General features: G+C 60.9%; 22 protein-coding genes. 15 read left to right on the top strand and 7 right to left on the bottom strand.

Going from position 1 to position 25,528, the window contains the following annotated elements:
• Window positions 1–130: 130 nt before the first annotated feature.
• Complete coding sequence (locus ACBG85_RS25340; protein WP_372025291.1) at window positions 131–1,144, top strand: AraC family transcriptional regulator; 1,014 nt, start codon at window positions 131–133, stop codon at window positions 1,142–1,144.
• Between the two features lie 54 nt (window positions 1,145–1,198).
• Here ACBG85_RS25340 and ACBG85_RS25335 read toward each other — a convergent pair whose 3' ends face one another.
• Entirely contained in the window at window positions 1,199–2,374 is a 1,176-nt protein-coding gene (locus ACBG85_RS25335) for a helix-turn-helix domain-containing protein (RefSeq protein ID WP_230691763.1), read from the bottom strand.
• A 150-nt stretch (window positions 2,375–2,524) separates the two neighbouring features.
• On the opposite strand from ACBG85_RS25335, the gene ACBG85_RS25330 reads away from it, so the two are divergent.
• From ACBG85_RS25330 to ACBG85_RS25300, 7 genes are all read left to right on the top strand, one after another.
• Window positions 2,525–3,853, top strand: a complete 1,329-nt coding sequence (locus tag ACBG85_RS25330) for an MFS transporter (RefSeq protein WP_047272007.1) — start codon at window positions 2,525–2,527, stop codon at window positions 3,851–3,853.
• Between the two features lie 88 nt (window positions 3,854–3,941).
• Window positions 3,942–5,222 (top strand): amidohydrolase, encoded by a 1,281-nt coding sequence (locus tag ACBG85_RS25325; RefSeq protein ID WP_372025288.1) that lies wholly within the window; start codon window positions 3,942–3,944, stop codon window positions 5,220–5,222.
• Complete coding sequence (locus tag ACBG85_RS25320) at window positions 5,173–5,592, top strand: amidohydrolase family protein (protein ID WP_372027911.1); 420 nt, start codon at window positions 5,173–5,175, stop codon at window positions 5,590–5,592. The genes ACBG85_RS25325 and ACBG85_RS25320 overlap by 50 nt, the downstream gene beginning before the upstream one ends.
• A gap of 42 nt (window positions 5,593–5,634) precedes the next feature.
• Window positions 5,635–6,396, top strand: coding sequence for a maleylpyruvate isomerase family mycothiol-dependent enzyme (locus ACBG85_RS25315; RefSeq protein WP_235867987.1), 762 nt, complete (start codon window positions 5,635–5,637; stop codon window positions 6,394–6,396).
• 23 nt (window positions 6,397–6,419) lie between these two features.
• Window positions 6,420–7,808 (top strand): 4-aminobutyrate--2-oxoglutarate transaminase, encoded by a 1,389-nt coding sequence (gabT, locus tag ACBG85_RS25310; protein ID WP_372025286.1) that lies wholly within the window; start codon window positions 6,420–6,422, stop codon window positions 7,806–7,808.
• The gene (locus ACBG85_RS25305; protein ID WP_372025284.1) at window positions 7,805–9,271 is read left to right on the top strand and encodes an NAD-dependent succinate-semialdehyde dehydrogenase; all 1,467 of its coding nucleotides are present in this window, start codon (window positions 7,805–7,807) and stop codon (window positions 9,269–9,271) included. Before gabT ends, ACBG85_RS25305 begins: the two co-directional genes overlap by 4 nt.
• Window positions 9,272–9,393: 122 nt before the next feature.
• Window positions 9,394–9,717: a putative quinol monooxygenase gene (locus tag ACBG85_RS25300; RefSeq protein ID WP_083056531.1), complete on the top strand. Its 324-nt coding sequence runs from the start codon at window positions 9,394–9,396 to the stop codon at window positions 9,715–9,717.
• A gap of 789 nt (window positions 9,718–10,506) precedes the next feature.
• Here the strand turns inward: ACBG85_RS25300 and ACBG85_RS25295 are convergent.
• The 4 genes from ACBG85_RS25295 to ACBG85_RS25280 are packed head-to-tail and all read right to left on the bottom strand — an operon-like array spanning window position 10,507 to window position 15,901.
• Window positions 10,507–12,420 carry a dipeptide ABC transporter ATP-binding protein gene (locus ACBG85_RS25295; protein WP_372025282.1) on the bottom strand — a complete coding sequence of 638 codons (1,914 nt, stop codon included), beginning with the start codon at window positions 12,418–12,420 and terminating at the stop codon, window positions 10,507–10,509.
• Window positions 12,421–13,272: an ABC transporter permease gene (locus ACBG85_RS25290; RefSeq protein WP_047272016.1), complete on the bottom strand. Its 852-nt coding sequence runs from the start codon at window positions 13,270–13,272 to the stop codon at window positions 12,421–12,423.
• 1 nt (window position 13,273) lies between these two features.
• Window positions 13,274–14,227, bottom strand: a complete 954-nt coding sequence (locus ACBG85_RS25285) for an ABC transporter permease (RefSeq protein ID WP_047272018.1) — start codon at window positions 14,225–14,227, stop codon at window positions 13,274–13,276.
• Window positions 14,228–14,263: 36 nt separating this feature from the next.
• Window positions 14,264–15,901, bottom strand: coding sequence for an ABC transporter substrate-binding protein (locus ACBG85_RS25280; protein WP_372025279.1), 1,638 nt, complete (start codon window positions 15,899–15,901; stop codon window positions 14,264–14,266).
• 662 nt (window positions 15,902–16,563) lie between these two features.
• Between ACBG85_RS25280 and ACBG85_RS25275 the strand changes: the two genes are divergently transcribed.
• From ACBG85_RS25275 to ACBG85_RS25260, 4 genes are all read left to right on the top strand, one after another.
• Entirely contained in the window at window positions 16,564–17,604 is a 1,041-nt protein-coding gene (locus tag ACBG85_RS25275; RefSeq protein WP_372025278.1) for an NAD(P)/FAD-dependent oxidoreductase, read from the top strand.
• Between the two features lie 469 nt (window positions 17,605–18,073).
• Window positions 18,074–19,261, top strand: a complete 1,188-nt coding sequence (locus ACBG85_RS25270) for an ATP-binding protein (RefSeq protein WP_042924931.1) — start codon at window positions 18,074–18,076, stop codon at window positions 19,259–19,261.
• Complete coding sequence (locus ACBG85_RS25265; RefSeq protein ID WP_003940327.1) at window positions 19,258–19,977, top strand: M50 family metallopeptidase; 720 nt, start codon at window positions 19,258–19,260, stop codon at window positions 19,975–19,977. Before ACBG85_RS25270 ends, ACBG85_RS25265 begins: the two co-directional genes overlap by 4 nt.
• A gap of 173 nt (window positions 19,978–20,150) precedes the next feature.
• The gene (locus ACBG85_RS25260) at window positions 20,151–20,987 is read left to right on the top strand and encodes an NAD(P)-dependent oxidoreductase (protein WP_058226632.1); all 837 of its coding nucleotides are present in this window, start codon (window positions 20,151–20,153) and stop codon (window positions 20,985–20,987) included.
• A gap of 54 nt (window positions 20,988–21,041) precedes the next feature.
• On the opposite strand, the gene ACBG85_RS25255 is transcribed toward ACBG85_RS25260, so the two are convergent.
• Together ACBG85_RS25255 and ACBG85_RS25250 are read right to left on the bottom strand one after the other, a co-directional pair.
• Window positions 21,042–22,049, bottom strand: coding sequence for an NAD(P)H-dependent glycerol-3-phosphate dehydrogenase (locus ACBG85_RS25255; RefSeq protein ID WP_003940093.1), 1,008 nt, complete (start codon window positions 22,047–22,049; stop codon window positions 21,042–21,044).
• Window positions 22,050–22,146: 97 nt separating this feature from the next.
• Window positions 22,147–22,875 carry a FadR/GntR family transcriptional regulator gene (locus tag ACBG85_RS25250; RefSeq protein ID WP_030536531.1) on the bottom strand — a complete coding sequence of 243 codons (729 nt, stop codon included), beginning with the start codon at window positions 22,873–22,875 and terminating at the stop codon, window positions 22,147–22,149.
• 133 nt (window positions 22,876–23,008) lie between these two features.
• Between ACBG85_RS25250 and ACBG85_RS25245 the strand changes: the two genes are divergently transcribed.
• Genes ACBG85_RS25245 through ACBG85_RS25235 form a run of 3 tightly spaced genes read left to right on the top strand, consistent with a single transcriptional unit; the run spans window position 23,009 to window position 25,526 of the window.
• Window positions 23,009–24,397 carry a GntP family permease gene (locus ACBG85_RS25245; RefSeq protein WP_003939838.1) on the top strand — a complete coding sequence of 463 codons (1,389 nt, stop codon included), beginning with the start codon at window positions 23,009–23,011 and terminating at the stop codon, window positions 24,395–24,397.
• A 12-nt stretch (window positions 24,398–24,409) separates the two neighbouring features.
• Window positions 24,410–24,940, top strand: a complete 531-nt coding sequence (locus ACBG85_RS25240) for a gluconokinase (protein ID WP_007729978.1) — start codon at window positions 24,410–24,412, stop codon at window positions 24,938–24,940.
• 46 nt (window positions 24,941–24,986) lie between these two features.
• The gene (locus tag ACBG85_RS25235) at window positions 24,987–25,526 is read left to right on the top strand and encodes a LiaF domain-containing protein (protein ID WP_030536533.1); all 540 of its coding nucleotides are present in this window, start codon (window positions 24,987–24,989) and stop codon (window positions 25,524–25,526) included.
• The last annotated feature ends 2 nt before the right edge of the window (window positions 25,527–25,528 follow it).

Raw genomic sequence — 25,528 nt, 5'->3', positions numbered from 1 at the left:
CAACTGCGGCTGCTCGGACTGGTCGGGTATCGGGCGCGGTGCTGCATACATCACTGGACAACGGTTGTACTTCTCCTGGATCGCATGAAAGGCTTTGAGTCAACACTAGATACGACTTTCAGGATGATCTATGACTGAGGATCCGGCCGTTTTGATCAAGAGTCCGGCCGAGTCGGCTGCCGGGACGTTCGCCTCGCCCTCCGATCTCATCAGCGAACTGTTGACGAGTATGCGGTTGCGTGGAGTGCAGTACCGTCGCGTTCATGCCGGTCCGCGATTCGGTATCGGCTTCGATGCGAAACCGGGTCGTGCCTATTTCCACTTTCTCGCAGTCGGTCACGCGTTCCTGCGTGCCGAGAACGGCACCGTCCATGAACTGTCAGCGGGTAACGCTGTGTTCATCCCGCACGGTCGACCCCATCAGTGGCTGTCCGGGCCAGGCGTAGTGGTTCAGGGCATCGACAGCTACGATTCCGAACCCCTCGGCGATGCGGTGGGGGACGTGAATGTCGGCCTCGCCGCCGACCTGTCTCCCAGCGCCGTATTGTTCACCGGTTACATGGAATTCGATCTCGGCGGGATGCAAGGCCTGAGTCGTATCATGCCCGAGATCATGATCGCCGACGCCCAGGGGGAGCGATATCCCGGGCTTTTGCCGATCCTTGCTGCGATGAGGCGTGAGACCTGTTCGGCGCGTGTCGGTTTTGCTGGTGTTTCAGCGCGTCTCGCTGAAGTCGTGGCTGCGATGATCGTGCGAGGGTGGGTTGAATGTGGCTGCGACAATGCCTCTGGACTGGTGGCGGCGCTGCGTGATCCGCGACTGGCGGGAGCCATCTTGGCTGTCCACCGGGATCCCGGACATCATTGGACGGTAGCGGAGTTGGCATCGCAGTGCCATGTTTCCCGATCGGTGTTCGCGGAGCGCTTCCATGCGATGATCGGCGTACCGCCTCTGCGGTACGCGACGGAACTGAGAATGCTTCTTGCCAGCCAGTGGCTGGCCCAGGACACGATGTCGGTGGAAGCCATGGCTCGAAATCTTGGTTACACCTCTCAAGCTGCGTTCAGCCGCGCTTTCAAGCGCGTTACCGGGCAGCCTCCCAGCGCACGTAGAACGACCTCGCCCATACAGTTCGTTGCGTGACGCTTCCGACGGCGATCGCCCCGAGAAGGTAAAGGGGAAGGCGTTCGAGTGCTTCTAGGCCCAACCCACGACGAGTCTCGCCGATTGTTCAGGAATCGTGGGGTCCAAACCGGTGAGTTTCGCAAATCGATGAAGACGATTGGAAACGGTGTTGCGGTGACAGAACAGCTCGTTGGCCGATTCCCCGATACTGCCTGTTTTCAGATAGCTGCGCACGCATTCTTCGAGACGGACCCGCTCCGCGTCTCCGCAGGTCACCAAAGCATCGTCGACATAGGTGAGTAGCCCGCTACCTGATTCTTGTAGGCCTAGTTTGGCCAGTCTTGCCCACCCTCGGTCCCAGGTGAGAGCCGCGTGGTCTTCGCTGGTGATTGTTCGTGTGAGAGCTCGTGCGGTATTGGCCGCCGCGCGAAGGGCTGACAGACCGGTGTCGGCGTTGACAATTCCGACTCGAAGCTTGAGGAGGTTCCGGCCGACATCGGTAGCTTGCGGTCCGTCGAGGTCGAATCTGCGCGTGAAGGCAATCAGGACGTCGCCGAGGTAGTGGGTGTACACCGTTCGTCCGGAGCGCTCGGTTTCGGAGATGAACACTCGTAGCGCCGGGATGTCGTCACCGGCCGCTCCGATGACCAGAAGGGGGGCGCGTTGTGGGATTCGGAGTTCGGCTGCGATCGCATCCAGTCGATCTGCGTCTGTGGATCGGGGATCCTGGAACAGGTTTGCGATGCGTCCTTGCAGCGCAGACGATTCCTCTCTAAGCATGCGTTCTCGTTCGGCCATGTAGGCCCCTTGTGTCTGTGCGGCGTACTCGTCGACGGTGCGAAGCACGATCCACGTGTGTCGGACCAACAGTTCGGCATCCCTCGGTGACGACGCGGAGGTGAGGGCCTCCCACAGCACGTTGTAGTCCAATCGGATCGCGGTCATCAATGAGGTGATGGGGATCCCTGCCCGTGCACGAGAGATGCCGACATCGTTCGCGACGGGGACGAAATCGGGCAGACCTCCCGCGCGCAGACCTTGGAGCATGGCGGAGAAGGCCATCCGGCCTGTGCGTTCGATCTCGGACGTCGGTAGCGGCGACGAGTCGTAGCCGGCGATCGAGGCGACACGTTTGACGAAGGTGTCGGTCAGTTCGGCGACGTCGAGGCTGTCGAGCAGCTCTTGCCATCTTCCTGAGTCGCGGGCGTCCGGCTCGTTGCCCGGTCGTGAGGGGGCGAAATGGTTCACCAAGTCAGAATAGGGCATATGCACAAATTCGTGGCTGTAATCGGCGGGGAATGCCTAGGGACAGTGAGCGAATAACCTGAAATGCTTGCAACAGGCCGAAATCCCCTGGGGACAGAAGCAGACCGAATCCCTCATCCCTGATGGAGAGTTATGACGTACACACAATCGACGTCGATCGAATTCGGAGCCGTTCATGAGCTCGACAAGAAGAGCGCAAACAAGGTCGCACTCGGCGCTCTGGTCGGTTCCGTGCTCGAGTACTACGACTTCTTCCTGTTCAGTGCCGCGGCCGCTCTCGTGTTCAATGTTCAGTACTTCACCAGCGGCAACGCAACCTTGGCCGCACTTGCCTCGTTCGCCACTTTCGGGGTAGGGGTAGCGGCCCGACCGATCGGCGGCATTGTCTTCGGTGCAATGGGCGATCGGATCGGCCGCCGAAAGACGCTGATGATCACCATCGTCGGTATCGGCATCATTACCGCGTTGATCGGCATACTGCCCACCTACGCAGCGATCGGCATCGCGGCGCCGGTGCTGCTCGTGCTGCTGAGAATCGTGCAGGGCCTCTTCGTAGGAGGGGAATGGTCAGGTGCCTTGACCCTGGTGGTGGAGAACGCGCCACTGCATATGCGGGCGCGATACGCAGTGATTCCCCTCATCGGATCTCCGATCGGAACAATTCTGTCTTCTGGTGGATTTTTTCTGGTCACCATTGCAATTTCGCAGCAGAACTTCGAATCCTGGGGTTGGCGCATTCCCTTCCTCCTCTCGTTACCGTTACTTCTTGTCGCGGTTTACATTCGGCGCAAACTCGAAGAATCCCCTGTCTTCCGTCAGCTCGAGGAAGCTGGGGAGTTGGCGACCAATCCCGTGAGCACGGCCTTCAAACACAGCTGGCGTCAGATTTTGATCGGAATGGCGGCTTCACTTCTCGGAATGGGCGGGTTCTACCTCGTCACGACATTCTGTGTGTGGTACGGAGTGAACGTACTCGGATACAGCCGATCGTTGATGCTGCTCGGAACTATCGTCGCGGCCGTAGTCGAGATCTTCGTGATCTTGTTGAGCGGGCGGTTGGGCGCGCGATTCGGTTCGAGTCGGGTGATCATGTGGGGCGGGATCGCCTCTGCCGTAGTCGCTTTGCCGGCTTTTCTGCTACTGACTTCGGGCGTTCCCGTGCTCATCGTTCTGTCGATGACGTTGGCAGTGGCGACGTTGTCGTTTCCCTACGCAGGTACAGGAGCTGTTCTGACCGGACTCTTTCCGGCGCGAACCCGATTCACAGGTGTTGCCGTCGCGAACAACACCGCCGCGATGATTGCAGGATTCGTTCCACTTCTGGTTACCAGCCTCGTAGCTGCAGCTCATGATCACTGGTGGCCAGCTGCGTTGGTTCTCGCGCTGATCTCGTTGATCACCGCATCGGCAGGAGCGATCGCGCCGAAATTCAGCGTGGACCTCCCCGGCTTCAAGCACTGAGAAACGTAGCGCGGCTGGTGTTCGAAACATCGCACCTCGTACCGCTGGATCAGACGCGGCTCGATTACTGGACAAGGACATTTCTCTTATGCAACTCGACCTCATTGTGCGGGCGCGCGAAATCATCACCATGGATCCTCATCGGCCGATCGCGTCGGTTGTCGGGGTAATCGGTGACCGGATCGTCGGGTTCGACGACGAGGTCGCCGGTATCGAGGCGATACGAACCCTGGACTTCGCAGACGCCTGTGTGACGCCCGGTCTGATCGACGCTCATTGTCACACCGTCTGGTGGGGACTTGGATTGGCGTCGATAGACCTCAGCCGCGCCGCCACTCTCGAAGATCTCTACAGGCTGATCGAGGCCGAAGTAGAGCGTATCGGTGATGACGCCGATGCCTGGGTCCACGGCACAGGTTTCAACCAGGGGCACTATGGCGGCGAATTCCCTGCTATCGATCGGCTCGACGCCGTGACGGGAGACCGCCCACTGTACTTACGGCACACCTCTGGTCACGCTGCGATTGCGAACACCGCTACGTTGCGTCTCATCGGTGCGCTTGACGACGGGTTCGAAGTTCCCGTCGGAGGTGTCGTCGTGCGGGAAGACGAGGGCCGCCCTACCGGTGTAGTCGAAGAGTCGGCGCAAGGTTTGGTGCAGGCGTTGCTCTTGCCCTACTCCACCGAGCGGCTCGCCGAGGCAATCGACGAAGCAACCAAACGCTTTGCTGCACAGGGGATAACAAGCTTCACAGAAGCTGGTGTCGGTGGCGGTTGGATCGGCCACAGCTCCATCGAAATCGCGGCCTATCAATTGGCCGCAGATCGCAATCATCTGCACGCCCGTGCACAGTTGATGCCGGCAATCGACGCCCTTCATCCCCTTGCTGCGAACGCCTCGGACTTCTGCGGCGAGGGCACAGGAGTTGGCTTGGACCTCGGGATTCGTTACGGCTTCGGCGATTCCCACCTTCAGTTGGGGCACGTCAAGGTTTTCCTCGACGGCTCTTTGCTCGGGGCGACCGCCGCTGTGACAGAGGACTTCTGCGGCCACGAACACAACCGGGGCTACCTCCTCGACACGCCGGAACTGTATCGAGAGCGTGCACTCGCGGCATATCGATCGGGGTGGCCGCTTGCGCTGCATGCAATCGGAGACGCAGCAATAGACCTGGCCCTGGACCTGATCGAGGAGGCACAGAAGAGCTACGGCCGCCACACAGCTCCGTGCCGTATCGAACATTTCGGCATCGCTCGACCGGATCAAGTGCGGCGTGCCGGCGATCTTGCCATTGCTGTGACCCCCCCAGGCAGGTTTCATCGGGCCGCTCGGCGATCAGATTGTCGATCTTGTCGGGACCGACCGTGAACCGTGGCTCTACCGTGGGCGATCAGTCATCGATGCGGGAGCAATACTCGCAGGCTCATCAGACCTTCCTGTCGCCGACAACAATCTTCGTAGAGGTATGCAGTCGGCCGTCGATCGTCGTACCGACACCGGATTCGTCCTGGGCTCGAACGAGGCGATCACACCGGAGGAAGCCCTTCGAACGCACACGGAATGGGCTGCGCGCGCGACCGGTCAGATCGACGACAAAGGCACCCTCGAACGGGGAAAACTTGCGGACTTCGCCGTGTTCTCGTCGTCGCCGCTCACCGCGCCAAACATATCGGAGATCGACGTCGTCGCAACAATACTCGGAGGAAACCTAACCCATGATGCCCGACCGACTCGCTGAAGAATTACTCGTAATCTTGTGAAGGAGAATGCCGTGAACGTGATGCGAGAGCCGGCTGACGAACTCGCCGTCGATCTCGGCTACGTGAAAGCCGGACAAACGCACTTCGACCGGACGTTGCGTGAACTCGGTGACAACGAACTACGTGGACCCTCGTTGCTTCCAGGATGGACTCGCGCGCACGTGATCGCGCACGTCGGTTTCAACGCCCGCGCCCTCGGCCGCCTGGTGGATTGGGCGACGACAGGCATCGAGAAACCGATGTACGAGTCTGCCCATGCGCGGAGCCGGGAAATCGGCAGTGCAGCACCACTGTCAAATGTCGAACTCCGTGAACTCTGCGACAGGGAGGCGAGAGCGCTCGAAATCGCCTGGAGCGCAGTCCCCGACAATCGCTGGTCTACCGAGGTGAGCAACGCTCAAGGTGTGCGGATACCGGTCGTCGATACAGTGTGGATGCGATCTCGCGAATTGTGGTTACACGCAATCGATCTCAACTATTCGGCGAGTGCAGCGGACATACCGCCAGCGGTGCAGCGACGAATAATTCACAATGTCCTGGATACGTGGGCCACCCGAGACGACTATCGCGTGCACATGACAGTTGCGGACACCGGTGAAGAGTTCGAACCGGCTTCGAGTCACATCACCACCGCCGATTCGACCACGGCACGCACGGCGGTGTCCGGGTCGCTTCCGAATCTGCTGATGTGGGTGACCGGCCGCAGAAACATCGCAGTGTCCGCGGTCGACACGTCGGGCCGCGAGATCGGCACAGCCCCGACAGCTCCGCGCTGGCTCTGACGCTCACTATCGACAACACGAAAATGAGGAACGAATTGTCAGTCTCGTCAGTAACGGGCGGCCCGCTGGTGTCGCAACATAGAGAACTCGTAACCGCAATTCCAGGACCGCAATCGCAGGTGCTTATGCGTCGAAAAGAGGCGGCCGTTGCGGCCGGTGTAGGGCACGTTGTACCCATATCGATCGTCGCAGCCGGAGGCGGGATCTTGATCGATGCCGACGGCAATTCTCTGATCGATCTCGGTTCGGGCATTGCCGTCACCGGCGTCGGCAATTCAGCTCCAGCCGTTGTCGAAGCCATAACTCGCCAAGCGAAACTGTTCACTCACACCTGCTTCACCGTCACCCCATACGACGGCTACGTTGCGGTCGCCGAGAAGCTCAACTCGATCACCCCCGGTGACCACGAGAAGCGCACAGCACTGTTCAACACCGGTTCCGAAGCCGTCGAGAACGCGATCAAGATCGCACGCTCCTTCACCAACAAACATGCGGTTGTGGTCTTCGATCACGCGTTCCACGGCAGAACCAACCTCACCTTGGGCATGACTGCGAAGAACACCCCTTACAAAAACGGCTTCGGTCCGTTCACGCCCGAGATCTACCGTGTTCCAACCTCGTACCCATATCGCGATGGGCTGAGCGGAGTGGCGGCGGCAGAAATTGCGCTCCTGCAGATCGAAAGACAGGTCGGCGCTTCCAATCTCGCAGCAATCGTCATCGAGCCCATCCAGGGCGAGGGTGGATTCATCGAACCCGCGACCGGTTTTCTGCCTGCTCTATCCGAATGGGCAACTGCCAACGGCGTCGTATTCATCCTCGACGAAGTCCAAACCGGGTTCGCCCGTACCGGTGATCTCTTCGCTGCGAACCACGAGCGAGTCGTACCTGATCTCATCGCAACAGGAAAAGGTATCGCGGGTGGATTGCCACTGGCCGCGGTCACTGGCCGCGCAGAGATCATGGATTCACCACAATCCGGCGCTCTCGGGGGCACCTACGCCGGAAACCCAATCTCCTGCGCCGCGGCGCTCTCCACAATCGAAACGTACGAAAAGAACAACCTGGTTGTTCGTGCACGTGAAATCGCGGCGATCATCGATGAGGTCTTCACCGAACTGGGCGCCTCGGACGACCGTATTGGTGACATCCGAGGCCGCGGCGCGATGAAGGCCATCGAAGTAGTACACCCCGACAGCACAGATCCGAACCCGGCGCTGACCGATTCCGTCGCAAAATTCGCCGCGGATCATGGCGTAGTGGTTCTTACTTGCGGCACCTACGGAAACGTCATCCGATTTCTCCCTCCGCTCGCAATTTCGGACGAACTGCTACGCGAAGGTCTACGCGTCATGGCCGACGGATTCCGTACGAACGCCCCGACCTCAGCCACAAAGGAAAGCCAGTCATGACATTGAAGCCACATGAACAGGACCTACTCAACCGTGTCGAAACCGGTATCGGCGTCGGCGGAACATGGGCGACATCGAGTTCGGGCGCGACCTTCACCGTCGAAGACCCCGCAACCGGGCATGTGATCAAGACGATTGCCGACGCAACGGTCGACGACGCCATTCGCGCCCTCGATTCAGCCGTTGCAGCACAACAAGAGTGGGCCGAAACACCTAGCCGCCTACGTTCGGACATCCTCCGCAGAGCATTCGACTTGCTGATGGATCGCAAAGAAGAGTTTGCTCTGCTCATCGCCCTGGAAATGGGGAAGCCGATCGCCGAAGCGCGCGGTGAGGTCGTTTACGGTGGAGAGTTCCTTCGGTGGTACTCCGAGGAAGCCGTACGCGTCAGCGGAGACTATCGCCGAAACCCCGAGGGGTCAGGCAACATCACAGTGTCGCACCTCCCTGTGGGGCCCTGCTACTTCATCACACCATGGAACTTCCCACTCGCGATGGCAACCCGCAAGATTGCTCCGGCACTCGCCGCCGGTTGCACCACTATCATCAAGCCGGCGGAACTCACTCCGCTGACCACGATCTACCTGGTGCAGCTGCTGGAAGAGGCAGGACTTCCGCCGGGTGTGGTGAACGTAGTGCCCACGTCGAATCCCAGCGCTCAGTCCAGTGCCCTGCTATCGGATCCACGCCTTCGCAAGCTGAGCTTCACAGGCTCGACGGCGGTTGGCGTCAAACTCCTCGAAGCTGCTGCGCAGAACGTATTGCGTACTTCGATGGAGCTCGGCGGCAACGCACCCTTCCTGGTTTTTGAGGACTCAGATATCGACCGAGCGGTCGACGGCGTGATGCTCGCAAAATTCCGCAACATCGGTCAGGCATGTACCGCCGCAAACCGCATATTGGTACACGATTCCGTGGCCGACGAATTTGTTCGTCGAGTAAGTGAAAGGGTTGCTGCGTTGAAAATTGGTCGTGGGGCCGACGAAGGTTACGACATCGGCGCACTGGTCGACAAGAACGCCATCGCGAAGACAGAAGGTCTCGTCGCTGACGCAGTGGACACCGGCGCGGAGATTGTCACCGGAGGTCAGGCCATCGTCGGCCCAGGCAACTTCTTTCAACCGACCGTGATCGACAAGATCGGGCCCGAAGCTCGGATGGTGAACGAAGAGATATTCGGACCAGTGCTGGCAATAACTCGCTTTTCGTCCGAGGACGAGGCCGTGCACATTGCCAACAACACCGAGTACGGCTTGGTCAGCTATGTCTACACAGAGAACGTCGGCCGAAGCCAGCGAATGATAGAAAAACTTCAAACCGGGATGATGGGCCTCAACACCGGTCTCGTCTCGAATGCAGCAGCGCCTTTCGGCGGCATCAAGCATTCGGGGATCGGAAGAGAAGGCGGCTTCGAAGGAATTCGCGAGTTTTTGTCCACGAAGTACACATTGACACCCCGATGACACTTGAATCGACCGCACGAAAAGCGTCAGTAGGCGTCAGGACTCGTACCGAACGTAATCGTCGTTGAGTTGCAGTCCGGCACTGTGTTCTGCTCGTAATCTACTACTAGAGAGGAAGTTTCATGACCGAGAGCACACAACGTGCTACGTCGAACTTTCGGGTAATCGCCGAATACCGGCTGGACGAGGAAGCCGCGGACGAGGCGCTCGGCCATCTGGCCCAACTCGCTGAGGCAAGCCGGAACGAGCCGGCCAATCTCGGCTACGAGTACTTCCGCAACGTCGAGAATCCGCTACACGTAACCATCCTCGAGATGTATATCGACGAAGTCGGCTTCGAAGCGCACCGAACATCGCCGCACTTCATATGTATCGGCACGGACAAGATCCTTCCACTTCTCACTGATCGCATCGTGCGCACGTACTCAGACGAGGGTGATCGCTGATGGCCAAGGCCACCGAGTCGCGTCCCATCATCCTTACAATCGCCGGCCCGGCAATCGTCGGCCCGACTGGTGGCATGATGGAGGACCGAATTTTCTCGCCAAGAGATCCCGACGAGTAGACGCGTCCTCCGACGACGCTCACGCGATGTTCGGCAAGAGCATTGCTGCAGCCGACTGGCACTCGAACCGGCGGAAGGCGTCGGGTTCAACGGAGCCGAAATCAGACGAGTCACGTACGTTCCGAACGAAAAGTTCGCCGCTGGCGCAAGCTTCGTCGGCAGTTTGCCGACACGCGTTCCACCACTAACCAGATGCAGGGTGGCCTCCGATACGGTTCGACGGCAATGCTTCTCAGGTTCGCTGCCGTGCCCGTGGTGTTCGGAACCGGCAGCCTGTTTGCAGGATCGCCCAGGATCGTCACTGGGTGTAGATGACGGGCGCTGGGTACAACGCGCAACAGTGCTCGCCCGCCACGTGGGACGGACCTACGGGCTCGCCGAGATGGCCGATGACGGTGGGTGGTCCTCTTTCGTCGGACGCGGCGACTATCCGATCTCAAGCTGGATATCGTCTGCAGCCTTGCAAGGCCTTGGCGATGCTGTACGTCGATGTCTTTCGGCGTCACGGCTTCGGGTTCACGAAGTGGTGTTTTCTGTGGCAGTCCGTGCATCCGTGTCGGTCCGTCGGGAGGTGCAGGATCGGCGGATGTTCCATGCAAATCCGAGGTCGGCATTCGTGTTGCGTGCCGGCAGTTCAAGAGTGGGTGCCCGGTCGCCGTATCCAGCAGTGCTACCTCGGGATTGCATTTGAACTACGTTGCACAACTGCTGAAATGGAGGATGGAACCGATGCGAGCAGTCGTTGTGTGTATTGGTGATTTGGTGCGTCGAGCACGGCCTCTGTCTCGCCGGCTTCTACGATTTCACCCCGGTAGAGAACCACTGTTCGATCGGTCATCTGCCTCACGACTGCTAAGTCGTGAGTGATGAAGAGCATGCTCATCCCGTTTTCCGCTCTGATAGAGCGAAGCAGCTCGAGAATTTGGGCCTGCACGGACACGTCCAGGGCGGCAACAGGTTCGTCGCAGATGAGCAGCCTGGGTCGAACGGCAATTGCCCGGGCAATCACGGCGCGCTGACGTTCGCCACCCGAGAGCGCAGCCGGACGGAGAGCGGCGTAGCTGCCTGGTAGTCCCACCTTGCCGAGTAACTCCGAGACTTCCGAGGCTACGGAATCGCTATCGCGTTTGTCCGCTCCGGTTCGTACGGCTATAGCTTCTCGCAAGGCTGCACCGATGGTTCGGGATGGATTGAGCGCTGCGTACGGATCCTGAAACACTACTTGGATCTCCCGGGCCAACTCGACTCTGGTTTTTCGCGCAGTGGATCCAGTGGGCGCGAGCTCTCTGCCGAATGCCGATATCCGGCCGGAGGTGACGTGCTCCAGACCTAGGAGAGCACGAGCGATAGTTGTCTTCCCTGAGCCGGATTCACCTACCAGTCCCACTGATTCGCCGGCGCGGATCGAGAAAGTCACGCAGCGGAGGGCGTGCGAGTCCTTGGGCTTGCCGAACATCGCTTTGGCGCGATATACCTTGTGTACGTTCGCAACCTCGACTATCGGTGGGCCGATGGTGTCGAAAGATCGTGACTCGGATTGTTGAGGTAGAGGTGGTTCGAACTCGGAACCGCGGGGAAACTCGTCGTGAATCCGATCGATCCGGATGCAAGCCGAAGCGTGTTCGATCGTGATGGGAGTAAGAGCTGGTCGGGCTGAAAAGCATTCGCCGACAGACCATTCGCATCGGTCAGCGAATGCGCAGATCGCCTCGACGGCTGCGGCTCTGGGCACACTGCCGGGAATCGACGTCAACCGTTCGACTCGACGATCGACAGGGGGACTGGCCGACATCAGCCCACGTGTGTAGGGATGCGTCGGGGTGCGGGCAAGATCGGCGACCGTAGCCTCCTCCACCACGCGTCCGGCGTACATGACCTGGATCCGATCGCAGACGTCCATCGCCACGTGCAGATCATGAGTGATCAAGATGAGCGCCATGTTTCGTGACTTCTGTAGACCGGCGAGAAGTCGGAGGACTTCGTCCTGGGTGGTCACGTCCAGTGCAGTTGTCGGTTCGTCGGCGATCAGCAACTCCGGATCGCCGGCAAGCGCGGCCGCCATGGCAACTCGTTGCCGCATCCCCCCGGAGAGCTGAAAGGGGTAGTTTTGTGCGACGGCGGGATCCAAGCCAACCTCCGCGAGACGCGCAGCAACTTCGGCCCGAACTTGTTGGCGTCCGCCTTTTCTGACATTTGGCGGGAGTGTCTCCCGCACGTGCTCGCCTACCGTGTGGATGGGGTTGAGCATGCTGAACGGGTCCTGCATCAAAAGACTGATTCGGGAGCCCCGTAACGATCGCAGTTCACGTTCGCGTGTGCCGATCAACGGGATTCCGTCGAAATCTGCTGCTCCTCGTGCATAGATTCCCGGCGGTAGCAAACCGACAAGCGAACGAACTGCCATCGATTTTCCACTGCCAGACTCGCCGACTATCCCGAGAGTCTCGCCTCGGGGGACCGTGATGTTGACATCGCTGACGAGCACCTGCGACCTGTTCGCGTACACCGATAGCCCGGAAACTTTCAGGAGGGGGCCATTCGCATCGGCCGTTTCCGATTGTACTGTCACATCTTCCACAGTCATCTACTTCCGTTCTCCTGAGTCTGACAGCCGTTTGAAGAACCAGTCGCCGAAGATAGTTGCGGCGCTGCCGGTCAGGATGAGACAGGCTGCGGGGGCGACTGCGACCCAGGGGTTCTCGGAGATCATCGATTGCCCCTGGGAGAGCATCGATCCCCAATCTGCAGCCCCGGGGGCGATACCGATACCGAGAAATGACAACGACGAGAAGGCGACCAACGCTCCGACGAAATCCAGCAGGAAGACGGCGAGCACGGTGGGCGCGATGTTGGGCAGCACATGGCGGATCATGATCCGTGAGTCGGTCAATCCGAGGGTCTTCGCAGAGTCGATGTACGGCAGACGAACCTGGACGCGCGTCACACTGCCGACTATTCTGATGGCGCTCGGTACTGACAGGAAAACCAGAATCGCCACAGTCAGCCAGTAGCTCCCGCCGAGAATCCCCAGGAGCACGATGGCGACGAGGAGCGCGGGCAGGGCATACACGAGGTCTGCGAATCGGTTGAGGACGTTGTCGAGTGCACCGCCGTTATATCCGGCGACCAGCCCCGCGGATGCGCCGGCTATCACTGTTCCCATCGCTACGCACAGCGGTCCGAGCACGGAGCGGCCGGTACCGTCGATCAAACGGGAGAGGACATCGCGTCCCATATCGTCGGTGCCCAACCAGTGTGTGCGATCGGAACCGGTCACACCGCGGAGAAGATCCTGAGTGTAAGGGTCGTAAGGGCTTATGAGCCGACCGGCGACAGCCGCGAATACCATCACACCGAGGATCACCAGTGCAATCACAACGGTGATGGGAATTCGCGATCCCTGCCTGCTCTTTTCGCGATCGGTGAGTGCAGTCATGTCATCCCTTTCCTGCGTACCGCATGCGCGGGTCGACGAGGAGAGCTACCACGTCCACCGCCAGGTTGACGACAATCACGAAGGCGCCGAGACACACGGCCAACCCTTGTACGACGGGTAGGTCCTTTTCGGTGACCGACTGCACCATCAGCGAACCGACTCCCGGTACGGAGAACACGGTCTCGACGAGTACGGCGCCGGACAGCGCAGCGATCAGTATCAGACCGGCCGCAGTCACCACCGGCATTGCGGAGTTCCGTAACGCATATCGGAAGAAGACCCGTGAGGGGTCGAGACCACGAGCTTTCGCGAATGTCATGTAGTCCTGCCGGAGCACGTTGAGCGCTCCGGCGCGTGTCTGCCGGATCAGCAGTGCGATGAGCGCGATGCCGAGTGCTGTTGCTGGCAGGGTGAGGTGCACCAAGCGATCGAAGAATCCATTGCCCACGCCGTAAACGGGGAACAGTCCGAGCTCGAGTCCGAATACGAAAATCAGCAACATTCCGACTGCGAAACCTGGTGCACTCATACCTATTACGGAAGCCATCGAGATACCTCTGTCCACCCATTTATCGCGCTGATACGCCGCTGACATTCCGCAGGGGACCCCGATCCCGACCACCAAAACAAGTGTGTACACCGCCAGTTGGATCGAGACCGGTAGGTGATCGGTGATGATGCCGGTCACCGGCGCACCTGATCTGGTCGACGTCCCGAAATCGAGCTGCAGTGCATCGACCAACCAGTGCCAATACTGAACAAGGAAAGGATCGTTGAGGTGATGTCGTGCCTCCAGGGCCGCGATCAGTTCGGGTGTGCTCGGACGAGAGCCGACAAGGACGGCAATTGCAGAGCCTGGCGTCACCGACAGCAGACTGAACACCAGAAAACTGATTACCAGAAGCAGCGCGGCCGACACCACGAGTCGCTTGCCGATGAACGCCGCTACTGCCATCTCAATCGAACCTCGTTGTGTGGGAGAGATAGTCGTTCAAGACGTTGCCTTCACTGCGGTAACCCACGAACCGTTGACGAAGTCGTAGAAGGACATGTCGCGATCGAAGGCGAACCCGTCGGCAATTGCGTAGACCAGATTCGGATTGAACAGCGGGACGTACGGAAGTTGTTCGTGGATGCCGGTCAAGATGGTCTGGGCGGCAGTCCATCGGTCCAGGGGTGAGGTCGATCCGTTCAGGACGGGCAGCGCCTGTTCGACGGAATCGGTAGACCAATTCGAGGCGTTGAATTTCGGTGCGACAGCGTTCTCCTTTCCGACGACGGAGCCGATCAATTTGGGGTCGGGCGTCGATGCGGTAATCGACAGGAATCCGATTCCGGGAACCTTGTGGGCGTACAGGTCGGAAATCCATTGGGTCTGGGTGATGGGCTTTGGAACAACGGTCACACCGAGTGGCGCCAGGTTTTGTTGCAGGTTGAGTACCGTCAGTTCCGTCCAGTTCACGTTGTCGGTGTAGGGGACCTCCACCGTGAATCCCTGGGGGTGCGACGAGGCGGCAAGTTCTTGCGCCGCAAGGTTACTGTCGAACTCGATTCCGCCGATTCCGTCCAGGAAGGATTGCGCGTTCCCAGGGGAACCGGCGACACCGGTCAACATTTCCGGAGTTGCCAAACCCTTCAATATCGCGGAGTCGTTGCCGAATGCCGCCTCTGCGATTCCTTTTCGATCGATCGAGTGCGCGACGGCCTTCCGCACGTGGACATCGTCGAACGGACTCGTACTGGTATCGAACGTCAAATACGTGAGCTTGGTCAGAGGGACCTCGATCGTGTCGATTCCACCGATCTGCTTCCACTGTGACTGCTTCTTGATGTCGGCCACATTCGCAGCTTGGATGTCGCCGGATCGCATTGCCAACTGAGCGGTGTTGCCGTCCGGAATCACGTCGAACTTCAGCGTTTCCGGTGCAGGTTGCTCCGACCAGTAGTCATTGTTACGGACAAGTTGCACACCGGAACTTGAATATTCTTGGACCCGGTACGGGCCAGTGCCCACCGGAACCGCTTGCGCAGTACCCAATTCGGCAGCATGTTCTTCAGCGAACCTTGCCTGTTGGATCAGTCCGAATAGCGCGATGCTCTGCCTGGCAACCGGATCGGGATGCGACAACTTCACAGTCACCCGCATCGGTCCGGTTTGTTCGATGCTTTCGAGACTTTCCAGCTCGCCGGCAGTTTGCGCCCCGGCTGCGGAATCAGAGACGTGCCGAAGGCTCCAGATCACGTCCTCCGGGGTCAGTAGAGTTCCGTCGGAGAATCGCACGTCGGACCGGATGACGTAGTCGATGGTCGTCGGGTCAGGAACCGATATGGCTTCGGCGAGATGAGGTCGCAACTCTCCTTCACCGGAAAGCCGTTCCAGCGGTTCGGTGAACAGGGTCTGAACCTGCATGGAAGGACCGAAATCCTTAGTGATATCTAAGGAGATCGGAGCCGCTGCAAGAGCGAAGGTGAAGGCGGGTATCGGATCGTCGGTGATCGTTCGAGTCTGTGTGGCGCCCGGTGCGGAGCCACACGCGGAAACCACGAGGACGAGTGCTGTTGCCGATACCGCGTACGTGGCGGTTCGCGTGTAAGCGCGCATCGCGCGATGTAGAACTGGCTTCTTCAAGCGTCAACTCCCTGTTCACGAAAACCCAACCGGATATGACGGGTAACGCTACGGAGATGTAGGTCACATATCGTTAGACGATTGTCGAATCCAGCGCGGATATTTTTCGACGATCGGAAGAGTGCTTTGGAAAGTCCCGAGATACAGAGTCAGAGCAAAGATTGCACGCCAACGCGTTCAGACGGAAGCCGGGAATTCAGTATCGGTGTTCTGGGGGTGATGCGACCTGAAGTCGGGATCGGTTGTTGGAGGGCTTCTTTAGGGCCTCGGCCACGACTGGGCGTTCACCAGTGCGACCCGTCGCCAATGTCGACAGCCTCAAAGCATCAGCGCGCGGATGACCTCGGGTTACCTGATCGGCGACTTGGCGACAAGACTGGGCGGGCTTTACGCCCGGTCTGGCGGGCCTGTCGGTGCCCACGGGCGGTTGTTGTTCACTTTTGGGAACTGCTGCGTGTACTCCGATGACTGGTGACCGCAGGTTCACCGCGTGGGGAGTGGCTCGAGTTTAGGGTGCTCGGCGTGCAGTGCTCGTCCATACCTTCGAACGGGCGGTCGCTCTCGCCGCCGAGCGGGAACAGGCCTAGTCCTCCATTAACCGCCGAAGTCCTCGCATCCAAATCGAGTGGATCCAGGTTGCGGCTCGCAGATATGGTCCACTGGTGACGCATCCGAATGGTCGAAACGACAGCCCGATCCTGGTGATTGGTGCCGGTGTCGTCGGCGCGTCGATCGCGTATCACCTGGCGCGCGTTGGTCTCCGAGTCACCGTGCTCGAGCGGGGCTCGGTGGCGGGAGGGGTGACCGGCAACTCGTTTGCCTGGGTCGGCCTCTCGAAGAGTGCAGCAGAAACCTACTCCGATCCGTTCCGACATGGCGCCGCACTCGAGCTCGACCGACTGGAGCGCGAACTCGTCGAGCCATTCGGTCTGCGCCGCAGAGGCGCGATCACGTGGGAGACGACGGAAGCGGAGACTCGAAAGTTCGTCGACGCGCATCGCGCACTCGGTCATCCAGTCGAACTCATCGGTGAAGATGAGGTCTTTGCTCGTGAGCCGGGATTGCGCACAGCGCCCGCGGTAGCGGCATATGCGCCTGACGATGGTGGAGTTGACCCGGTTGCGTTCGCTCGATCGCTCCTGCGGGGTGCCGAAGCATACGGTGCCACAGTGCATTCCGATGTCAGTGCGCTCTCGATGTACACGGAAGGCAAGAGAGTGTGCGGAGTAGTGACTGCCGACGGTCCCGTCTACGGATCGACCACAATCCTTTCCGCGGGCACTGCTATCCCCGGCCTCGCGGCGTCGGCGGGAGTCGACGTCGCGGTCGGCGCCTCACCGTGTTGCCTCATCAGATTCTCGACGCCGCACCGATTGGTGAGCGGAATCCTCTCCACCCCGGACTTCGAGATCAGGCAATTGGACGACACGACACTGATTGCGGCTGAGGATGTTCCGTTCGGGTTCTCCGGAGACACTCATGAGCTTGCCGAGCCGACCCTGCAGGCGGTCCGCAGTCAGCTCGTGGGCGGTGAACACGTGGAACTGATCGAGGCGGTAGTCGCTGACCGTCCCATTCCACGCGGTGGCCGGCCACTGCTGGGCTTCGCCGAAGACGTGTCGGGGCTCTATCTGGCCGCGGCGCATCCTGCGATCATTCTGGCCGGAGCAATTGGGGCCCACGTGGCCGGGGACTTCATCTAGCGGTCGGGCTCGAACAGGTAGACGGGATGCTGGGCGCTCAGTTTTCGGTAGGGCGTTTTAGGGTTAGCAACGAGACCACCACGAGGGTAATGCCGAGAACCCCCAAACTGGCCATCGGCCAGTCCACGACGACCGAGGTAGCCGTGGAGTCCACATCGACTAGATGTGTCGTGCATCTGGCTGCTGGCACAGGCAGCGGAAGACGATGTGCCTTCCACACAGCTGAAAAGTATCCCGGACCAGGCGAGTCGGGGGCGGGATAGTCGTCCTGGCAAAGCGTGTCTGGTGTGGACGCGAGCAACGACATGACCCATAGCGCGCCCCCCGCGATGATTCCGATCCCCGCCCGAAGCCATTGCATACGGCGATAGTACGAGGTTCACGGGGTGCAATAGCAGTTACTAGTTCTCTCTAGGACACGCGCTAGAGAGCGGGATATTCGTCTACCCTGCTTGTACCGTCGATGGGCATGGACCCCGTGCGCAATCCGTATGCCCCCGGTGCCGGTCAACGCCCGCCGGAACTCGCTGGGCGCGACAAGCAGATCGACGCCTTCGACGTCGTTCTCGAGCGAATTGCGCGTGGCCGCCCGGAACGAAGTGTTGTCCTCACCGGCTTGCGTGGCGTCGGCAAGACCGTCCTGCTCAATCAGTTGCGTTCGGCCGCGATCTCCCGGAGCTGGGGGACAGGCAAGATCGAGGCGCGCCCCGACCAGGATTTACGACGCCCACTCTCGTCAGCACTCCACATGGCGGTCCGCGAGATCGCGGTCTCCCATCGCGATCCGGAGCGGGTCGAGCAGTTCCTCGGAGTCCTCAAATCGTTTGCCCTACGCGCCACTGCGGACAAGGGAATGCGGGAGCGCTGGCAACCAGGCATCGACGCACCCGCGATCAAAGGCCGGGCAGACAGCGGCGACATCGAGATCGACCTGGTCGAGTTGCTGCTCGACGCGTCGTCGCTGGCCAGGGATGTCGGCGTCGGGATCGCCATCTTCATCGACGAGATGCAGGACCTCGGAGCAGCGGATGTCTCGGCGATCTGCGGGGCCTGCCACGAGTTGAGTCAGGACGCGGCACCGCTGATCGTCGTCGGGGCGGGGCTTCCGCATCTGCCTGCTGTGCTGTCGGCGTCGAAAAGCTACTCGGAGCGCCTGTTCAGCTACCACCGGATCGACCGTCTCGAGCGTGAAGCTGCAGATCAGGCACTGATCGCACCTGCCGAGCGTGAGGAGGTCGAGTTCACCGAATCCGCGCTCGACGCTCTGTACGAAGCGGCTGACGGGTACCCGTACTTCGTTCAGGCCTACGGAAAAGCCACGTGGGATGTGGCGGCGTCGAGTCCGATCACGGCAGAAGACGTGCGCGTCGGCGCGCCGACGGCGGAGGAAGAACTCGCTGTCGGTTTCTTCGGATCGCGGTACGAGCGAGCAACGCCCGCGGAGCGTGAGTACATGCGCGCCATGGCCGATCTCGCCGGTGACGACGGGCCCGTCGCAACCGCGAAGATCGCCGTCGAGTTGGGGCGCAAACCGGCTTCCCTGTCGCCGGCACGCGATGGACTGATCAAGAAGGGGCTGATCTATTCGGCAGAACGTGGATCCATCGGATTCACGGTCCCGCACTTCGGCCGATACCTGCGCGGACAAGCGGAGTGAACGCGCTCGAAACCGCGTGGGATCGGGTGGCGGCGCTCAGTCCCAATCCGCCGGCGTGGGTGGTTCAACTGGCCGCGTTGATCGCCGTGATCATCGTTCTCGAACCACACCTGTGGCGGATCGCCCGCAACGTTGTCACCATCGCACACGAGGGTGCTCACCTGATCGTCGCAGTCCTGGTCGGTCGAAGGTTGAAAGGTCTTCGCCTGCATTCGGATACGTCGGGTGTCGCGATTTCGTCGGGCAAACCGACCGGCTTCGGCGTCATTCTGATGACGTTCGCGGGGTACGTCGGACCGTCGATTCTCGGACTCGGCGCGGCCGGGTTGTTGGGCGCGCAGCGTGCGGTCTCGGTGCTGTGGATCGGCGTATTCGTCATCGCGGTGATGATGGTCCTGATCCGAAACCTCTACGGAGTCTTCTCACTTGCCGTGGTGGGAGCCGTGTTGTTCGGGCTCGTCTGGTGGGGGACCCAGGAGCAGCAAGTGGCCGCAGCGTACTTCCTGACGCTCTTCCTTCTCTTTGCCGGACCACGCCCGGTCGTGGAACTTCAACGGCAGCGAATGCGACGAGGCGGGGCACCGGACTCGGACGCCGACCAATTGGCCAGGCTCTCACCGATACCCGCGATCGTCTGGGTCGGGTTGTTCCTGCTCGTGAACGTCGCGGTGCTCGTGCTCGGCGGATGGTGGATTCTGCGCCCGGTGGGTGGCTGACCGGATTGATCCGTTGTCCCGTCAGGACAACGGACCAACGATTGTTGATGCTCTGCGGACGTAGTCATCGCATGAAGGCGCTCATATCGTGGAAGTCGACGAGTGGTCGTGTGGGGACTTCACGCGGCCACACCCGCAACGACGAAGACCGTCGACGATGACAAGGATTCGTTTTGGACGACAAGAACTTCCGCGGACGAACCGCGATCATGTCCGGGGGAAGCCGTGGCATCGGACTTGCCATCGCCCGTGCGATAGCGCGCCGCGGCGGAAACATCGTGTTGCTCGCCAAGACCGATACGCCGGATCCCAGGCTGCCCGGAACTGTCCACACGGCTGTGGACGAGTTGAACGAGCTCGAGGGTCATGCCGTTCCGGTCGTCGGCGACGTGAGGAACGACGACGACATCGCGCGGGCCGTGGCTGCAGCGGTAGAGCACTTCGGTGGCATCGACATCGTGGTCAACAACGCGAGCGTCCTCGACATCTCGAAAACCGAAGATCTCGCGATGAAGCGATTCGATCTGATGCAGCAGGTCAACGTCCGTGGCACCTTCGCGCTCACCCGCGCGTGCCTTCCGTACCTTCGGGTTTCGGCCAATGCGCACGTATTGACGCTGTCGCCACCGCTCAACTTTTCGCCGCACTGGTTGGGTGCTCATCCGGGCTACATGTTGGCCAAATACGGAATGACATTGGCGGCCTTGGGCATCGCCGCAGAGTATTCAGGTGCACCGATTTCGAGTAATTGCCTGTGGCCGGAGACCATGATCGCCACGGCCGCTGTCGGAAACCTGCTCGGGGGAGACGACAGTATCGAGCACTCGCGTTCACCCGAGATCATGGCCGATGCGGCTGTCGAGATTCTCGGGCGTCCCGCCGGCACGGATACCGGTCGTACAGTGCTCGACGTCGAGATCTTGCGCGAGGCGGGGATCTCGGATTTCTCGCAGTACGGCGGTCGGTCACCGTTGGCGATCGACATCTTCGTCGACGCGCCAATTCCGTGATCTCGGGCGATCTACAGGTATCTAGCCAAATCGCTAGATACCTGTAGATCTTCCTCACGCCACCTCGTGCTCGCCGCCCGGGGCAACCTTCTGAAGTCCGCGATATGCGTCGCTGGCACTTTGGCGACCGCCGATGACGGCCTCGACCTCCGCGGCAATCGGCATGTCGACACCGTATTCACGGGCCAGATCCATGACGGTGGGGGCAGTCTTGACGCCCTCGGCAACCTGGCCGAGCTTGGCTACCGCCTCCTCGACGGTCAATCCCTGCGCCAGAGCTTCGCCGACGCGACGATTGCGAGAAGTCGGAGCCATGCAGGTGGCAATCAGATCGCCGACGCCCGTCAAGCCGGCAAAGGTGCGCGGGTTGGCGCCCATCGCTTCACCGAGTCGAGTCATCTCGGCGAGGCCGCGTGCGAGCACCATCGCACGAGTGTTGTCACCGACTCCCAGACCGTCGGCCATGCCCGAGGCGATGGCAACGATGTTCTTGAGGATGCCGCCGAGTTCACAGCCGAGTACGTCGGTGTTGCGGTAGACGCGGAAGACCGACGATGCGAACAGGGGTTGCAGCGCGGCGGCGACACGATCGTCCTGGGTGGCCACGACCGATGCCGCGGCCATGCCGTCGACGATTTCTTTAGCGATGTTGGGGCCCGCGAGCAGTCCGACGGGATGGCCGGGCAGGCACTCGGCGATCACTTCGGTGGGGCGCTGCCGGGTGCCGGGCTCGAGACCCTTGGACAGTGACAACACCGGGACCCACGCCCGAACCTCGTTGGCGATCTCGGCGAGGGTGGAGCGAACGGCGTGCGATGGCACCCCGCATACGAGTACATCCGCCTCGCGGGCGGCTTCGACCAGATCCGAGGTTGCCTTGAGCCCCTTGGGAAGTTTGCGCTCACCAAGGTATTTGGAGTTGGTCCGTTGCGAATTGATCTCGTCGGCTGCTTCGGAATTGCGTGCCCACAACAGGGTCGGGGTGTTGCGGGCGGCGAGGCCGGCCACCGTGGTTCCCCACGATCCGGCACCGAGGACGACGACGCGTACCGGGCGGGCCATCAGAGTGCGCTGTTCTGGGTAGCGAGTGCTGTCATGGCGCCAAGCGTTCCACTTGCGGAGCAGTTGCGGGCCAATTCCGCCGAGTCTGTGGCTCGACTTACAGATGAGGCGGCGGTTCGGGGCTTTCGCGCATTGTTTCGACCGCTTCTGCGGATTCCGCGACGATCGAGCGCATGGCGGCTTCCGCGGCGTCGGCGTCCCCGGCCTGAATAGCAGATGCGACCACTCCGTGCAGGTGAATCGCTTCGGGGTCGGCCTCGTGGGGCATCAACGAGTGGCGGGTGCGGCCTTCGAGTATCTCGACGACGATCTGCGACATCGCCCGCAGCATCGGGTTACCGGAGGCGGCGAGCAGGGTGCGGTGGAAGTCGGAGTCATGGCCGAGATAGGCGCCGGTATCGGCAGCGCGAGAGGTAGCTGACATGCCGATGACGGCTGCAGTGAGAGCGCCGCACTGCTCAGGTGTGGCGCGAGTTGCGGCGAGTCGCGCAGCCAGAGGTTCGATGCCGGAACGGAGTTCACTGAGGATCGAAAGTTGCTCGAACCGATCAGGACCGGCCAGTTGCCAGCGGATGACGTTGGGGTCGAGCGAGTTCCAGTGTTCGGAGCCCAGGATGGTGATTCCGACGCGTCGACGAACCGAGGCGAGTCCGAGGGATTCGAGAACGCGGACAACTTCGCGGATGACGGTTCGCGACACGTCGTATCGCGTTGCCACCTCGTCGGCGGAGATCGTGGTTCCCGGAGCGAGCACACCACCGACTATGTCTTGGCCGAGCTGTTCCAGCATCGAGTCGTGTAACTGCTGAAACGGGACAGAAGGCATACGTAGATCGTCCCATGCGTATGGAGTAAGCCCGGTGGAAGCCGAATAAATACTACAAATTAGTGTCTGCTCTTGAAATTGTAGGTTAATTAAGGAACAGTGACCTCAATCACTCATCGGACTGGGAGTCCCTATGAACACCACAGCATTGCTGGCGGCCGAGGTCGTCCCCGCTGGTAGCGACGCACGATTGATCATCGCTGCAGTCGCCGGCGTCGCGGTCATCATCGCGTTGATCACCTGGCTGGACCTGCATCCCTTCCTCGCGCTGTCCATCGGCGCGGTGGGCGTCGGTCTGGCGGCCGGCCTCGGATCGGCCGAGTCGGTCGCGGCATTCGCGACAGGCTTCGGGTCGACAATGGGAAGCGTTGGAATCCTGATCGGTTTCGGCGCGATGTTCGGCAAACTCCTCGCCGATTCCGGCGGTGCCGACCGAGTGGTCGACACGCTGGTCGGCCGTTCCAGCACCAAGGCGCTTCCGTGGACCATGGCTCTGGTCGGCGCAGTGATCGGTCTGCCGATGTTCTTCGAAATCGGTCTCGTCCTGTTGATGCCGGTCATCATCCTCGTCGCGCGGCGTTCCGGCTTGTCCCTGATGCGCATCGCGATCCCCACCCTCGCCGGCCTCTCGGCCATGCACGGTTTGGTTCCGCCGCACCCCGGGCCACTGGTTGCCGTCTCGGCTTTGAACGCAAACCTCGGCCTCACCCTCGCTCTCGGTGTCCTCGTCGCGATCCCCACGGTTGTTCTCGCCGGACCGGTCTTCAGTAAGTACGCCGCGCGGTGGGTCGACGTGAAGGTCCCGGATCTTTTTGTCACAGGCGAAGATCGAGGCGAGGAAGAGAAGAAGCAGCGTCCCTCGTTCGCGGCTACCCTCGCAGCGATCCTCCTGCCGGTTGTTCTCATGCTGGGCAAGGCATTTGCAGACGTGATCGCACCCGATTCCGAGGCACTCCCCAAGTCCGTCCTCGACTTCCTCGGAACACCCGTTGTGGCTTTGGGTCTCGCGGTTCTGGTCGGTATGGTGCTGCTGGGTCGCGGCGGCGGAATGGACCGCAAGGCCATCTCGAAGTCACTCGAGAGTTCCCTACCTCCCATCGCAGGCATCTTGTTGATCGTCGGCGCCGGTGGTGGTTTCAAGCAGGTCCTGATCGACACCGGTATCGCCGGAGTGATCGCCGACGCGATCAAGGGCAGCAGCCTCCCCGTGCTGTTCCTGGCCTGGCTGGTAGCGGTATTGATCCGCGTCGCAACGGGTTCGGCAACGGTGGCAACGGTGACGGCGTCGGGCATCCTCGCTCCGGTTGCGGCAGACCTCTCGTCCGCACATGTCTCGCTGATGGTCTTGGCGATCGGTGCGGGCTCGCTCTTCCTCTCGCACGTCAACGACGCCGGATTCTGGTTGGTGAAGGAGTATCTGGGCGTCAGCGTGGTACAGAACCTCAAGACCTGGACCGTGATGGAATGCATCATCTCGGTATCGGGCCTGGCCGGAGTGCTCGTGTTGAGCGCATTCATCTAGGTAGGCGAGCACATGAACAGCGAAGCGGCACAGCAGAAGCAGTATCCCGTGCTCGTCCTGATGGGTGTCTCGGGTTCGGGAAAGTCGACGGTCGGCGGCATGCTCGCCGGAGCGATGGGTTGGGACCTTCAAGAAGGCGACGATCTCCACCCGCAGGCGAACATCGACAAGATGGCGACCGGGCATCCGTTGAACGACCAAGACCGCTGGCCCTGGCTCGACAAGATCGCCGTCTGGATCAAGAGCCATACCGACGCCGGTCAGCCGGGCATCGTCACGTGTTCGGCACTCAAGCGCAGCTACCGCGACGTGCTTCGCGGTGAGCACGTCGTGTTCGTGCACCTCGCCGGTTCGCGGGATCAGATCGGCCAGCGATTGACCGCTCGCCTCGATCACTACATGCCCGCCTCGCTGCTCGACTCCCAGATCTCGACACTCGAGGCCGTCGACCCGGACGAACAGGCCATCGTCGTCGACGTGGGCGGGAGTCCCGCCAAGATCGCGGAGGAGATCCTGCGACGCGTGGAGACATTCGAATACTGAGCAAGCCCGGCGTGTAAGCACCCGAGGTTCGGGTTACGGTGCTTGGGTGACTGCTGCTGAAGAAGGCCACGACGTCGATCAATTGCGTGTCGATGCCCAAGCGCGTCTGGAAGTCGCGGTGGGTGAGGGGCGTTTGACCCTCGAGGAGTACTCGGACAAGGCGGCAGTGGTGTGGTCGCCCACCGCAGATCGAGGGCAGCTCGAGCAGATCGTGCCGTTCAGTGCGGCACCACCTGCTGTGGTGTCGCCGCCGCAAGCAACGATCGTCGGTGTCTTCGGTGACACGAAGCGCTCCGGCCGTTGGTCTTTGGCGAAAAAGACACTCGCTCTGCTGTTGTTCGGGGACGTCAAGTTCGATCTGCGATCGGCAACCATCACAGCGTCCTCCTCGACGATCACCATCGTGTCGATCTTCGGGGACACGAGGCTGCGGGTTCCGGAGGGTGTTTCAGTCGAGTTGGGTGGCTTCGACCTTTTCGGAGATCGGGAATTCGACGGGGGTCGACAGGATCCCGGCCCAGGTGCACCGGTTATTCGTGTCGTCGCATATTCGTTGTTCGGCGATCTCACCGTGCGTACCGGCTAGCT

The organism is Rhodococcus sp. NyZ502, from assembly GCF_041464245.1.
GTDB classification, from domain to species: domain Bacteria; phylum Actinomycetota; class Actinomycetes; order Mycobacteriales; family Mycobacteriaceae; genus Rhodococcus_F; species Rhodococcus_F qingshengii.
Note: the sequence above shows the minus strand (reverse complement) of the source record. Positions and strands in the feature narration are given on the sequence as shown.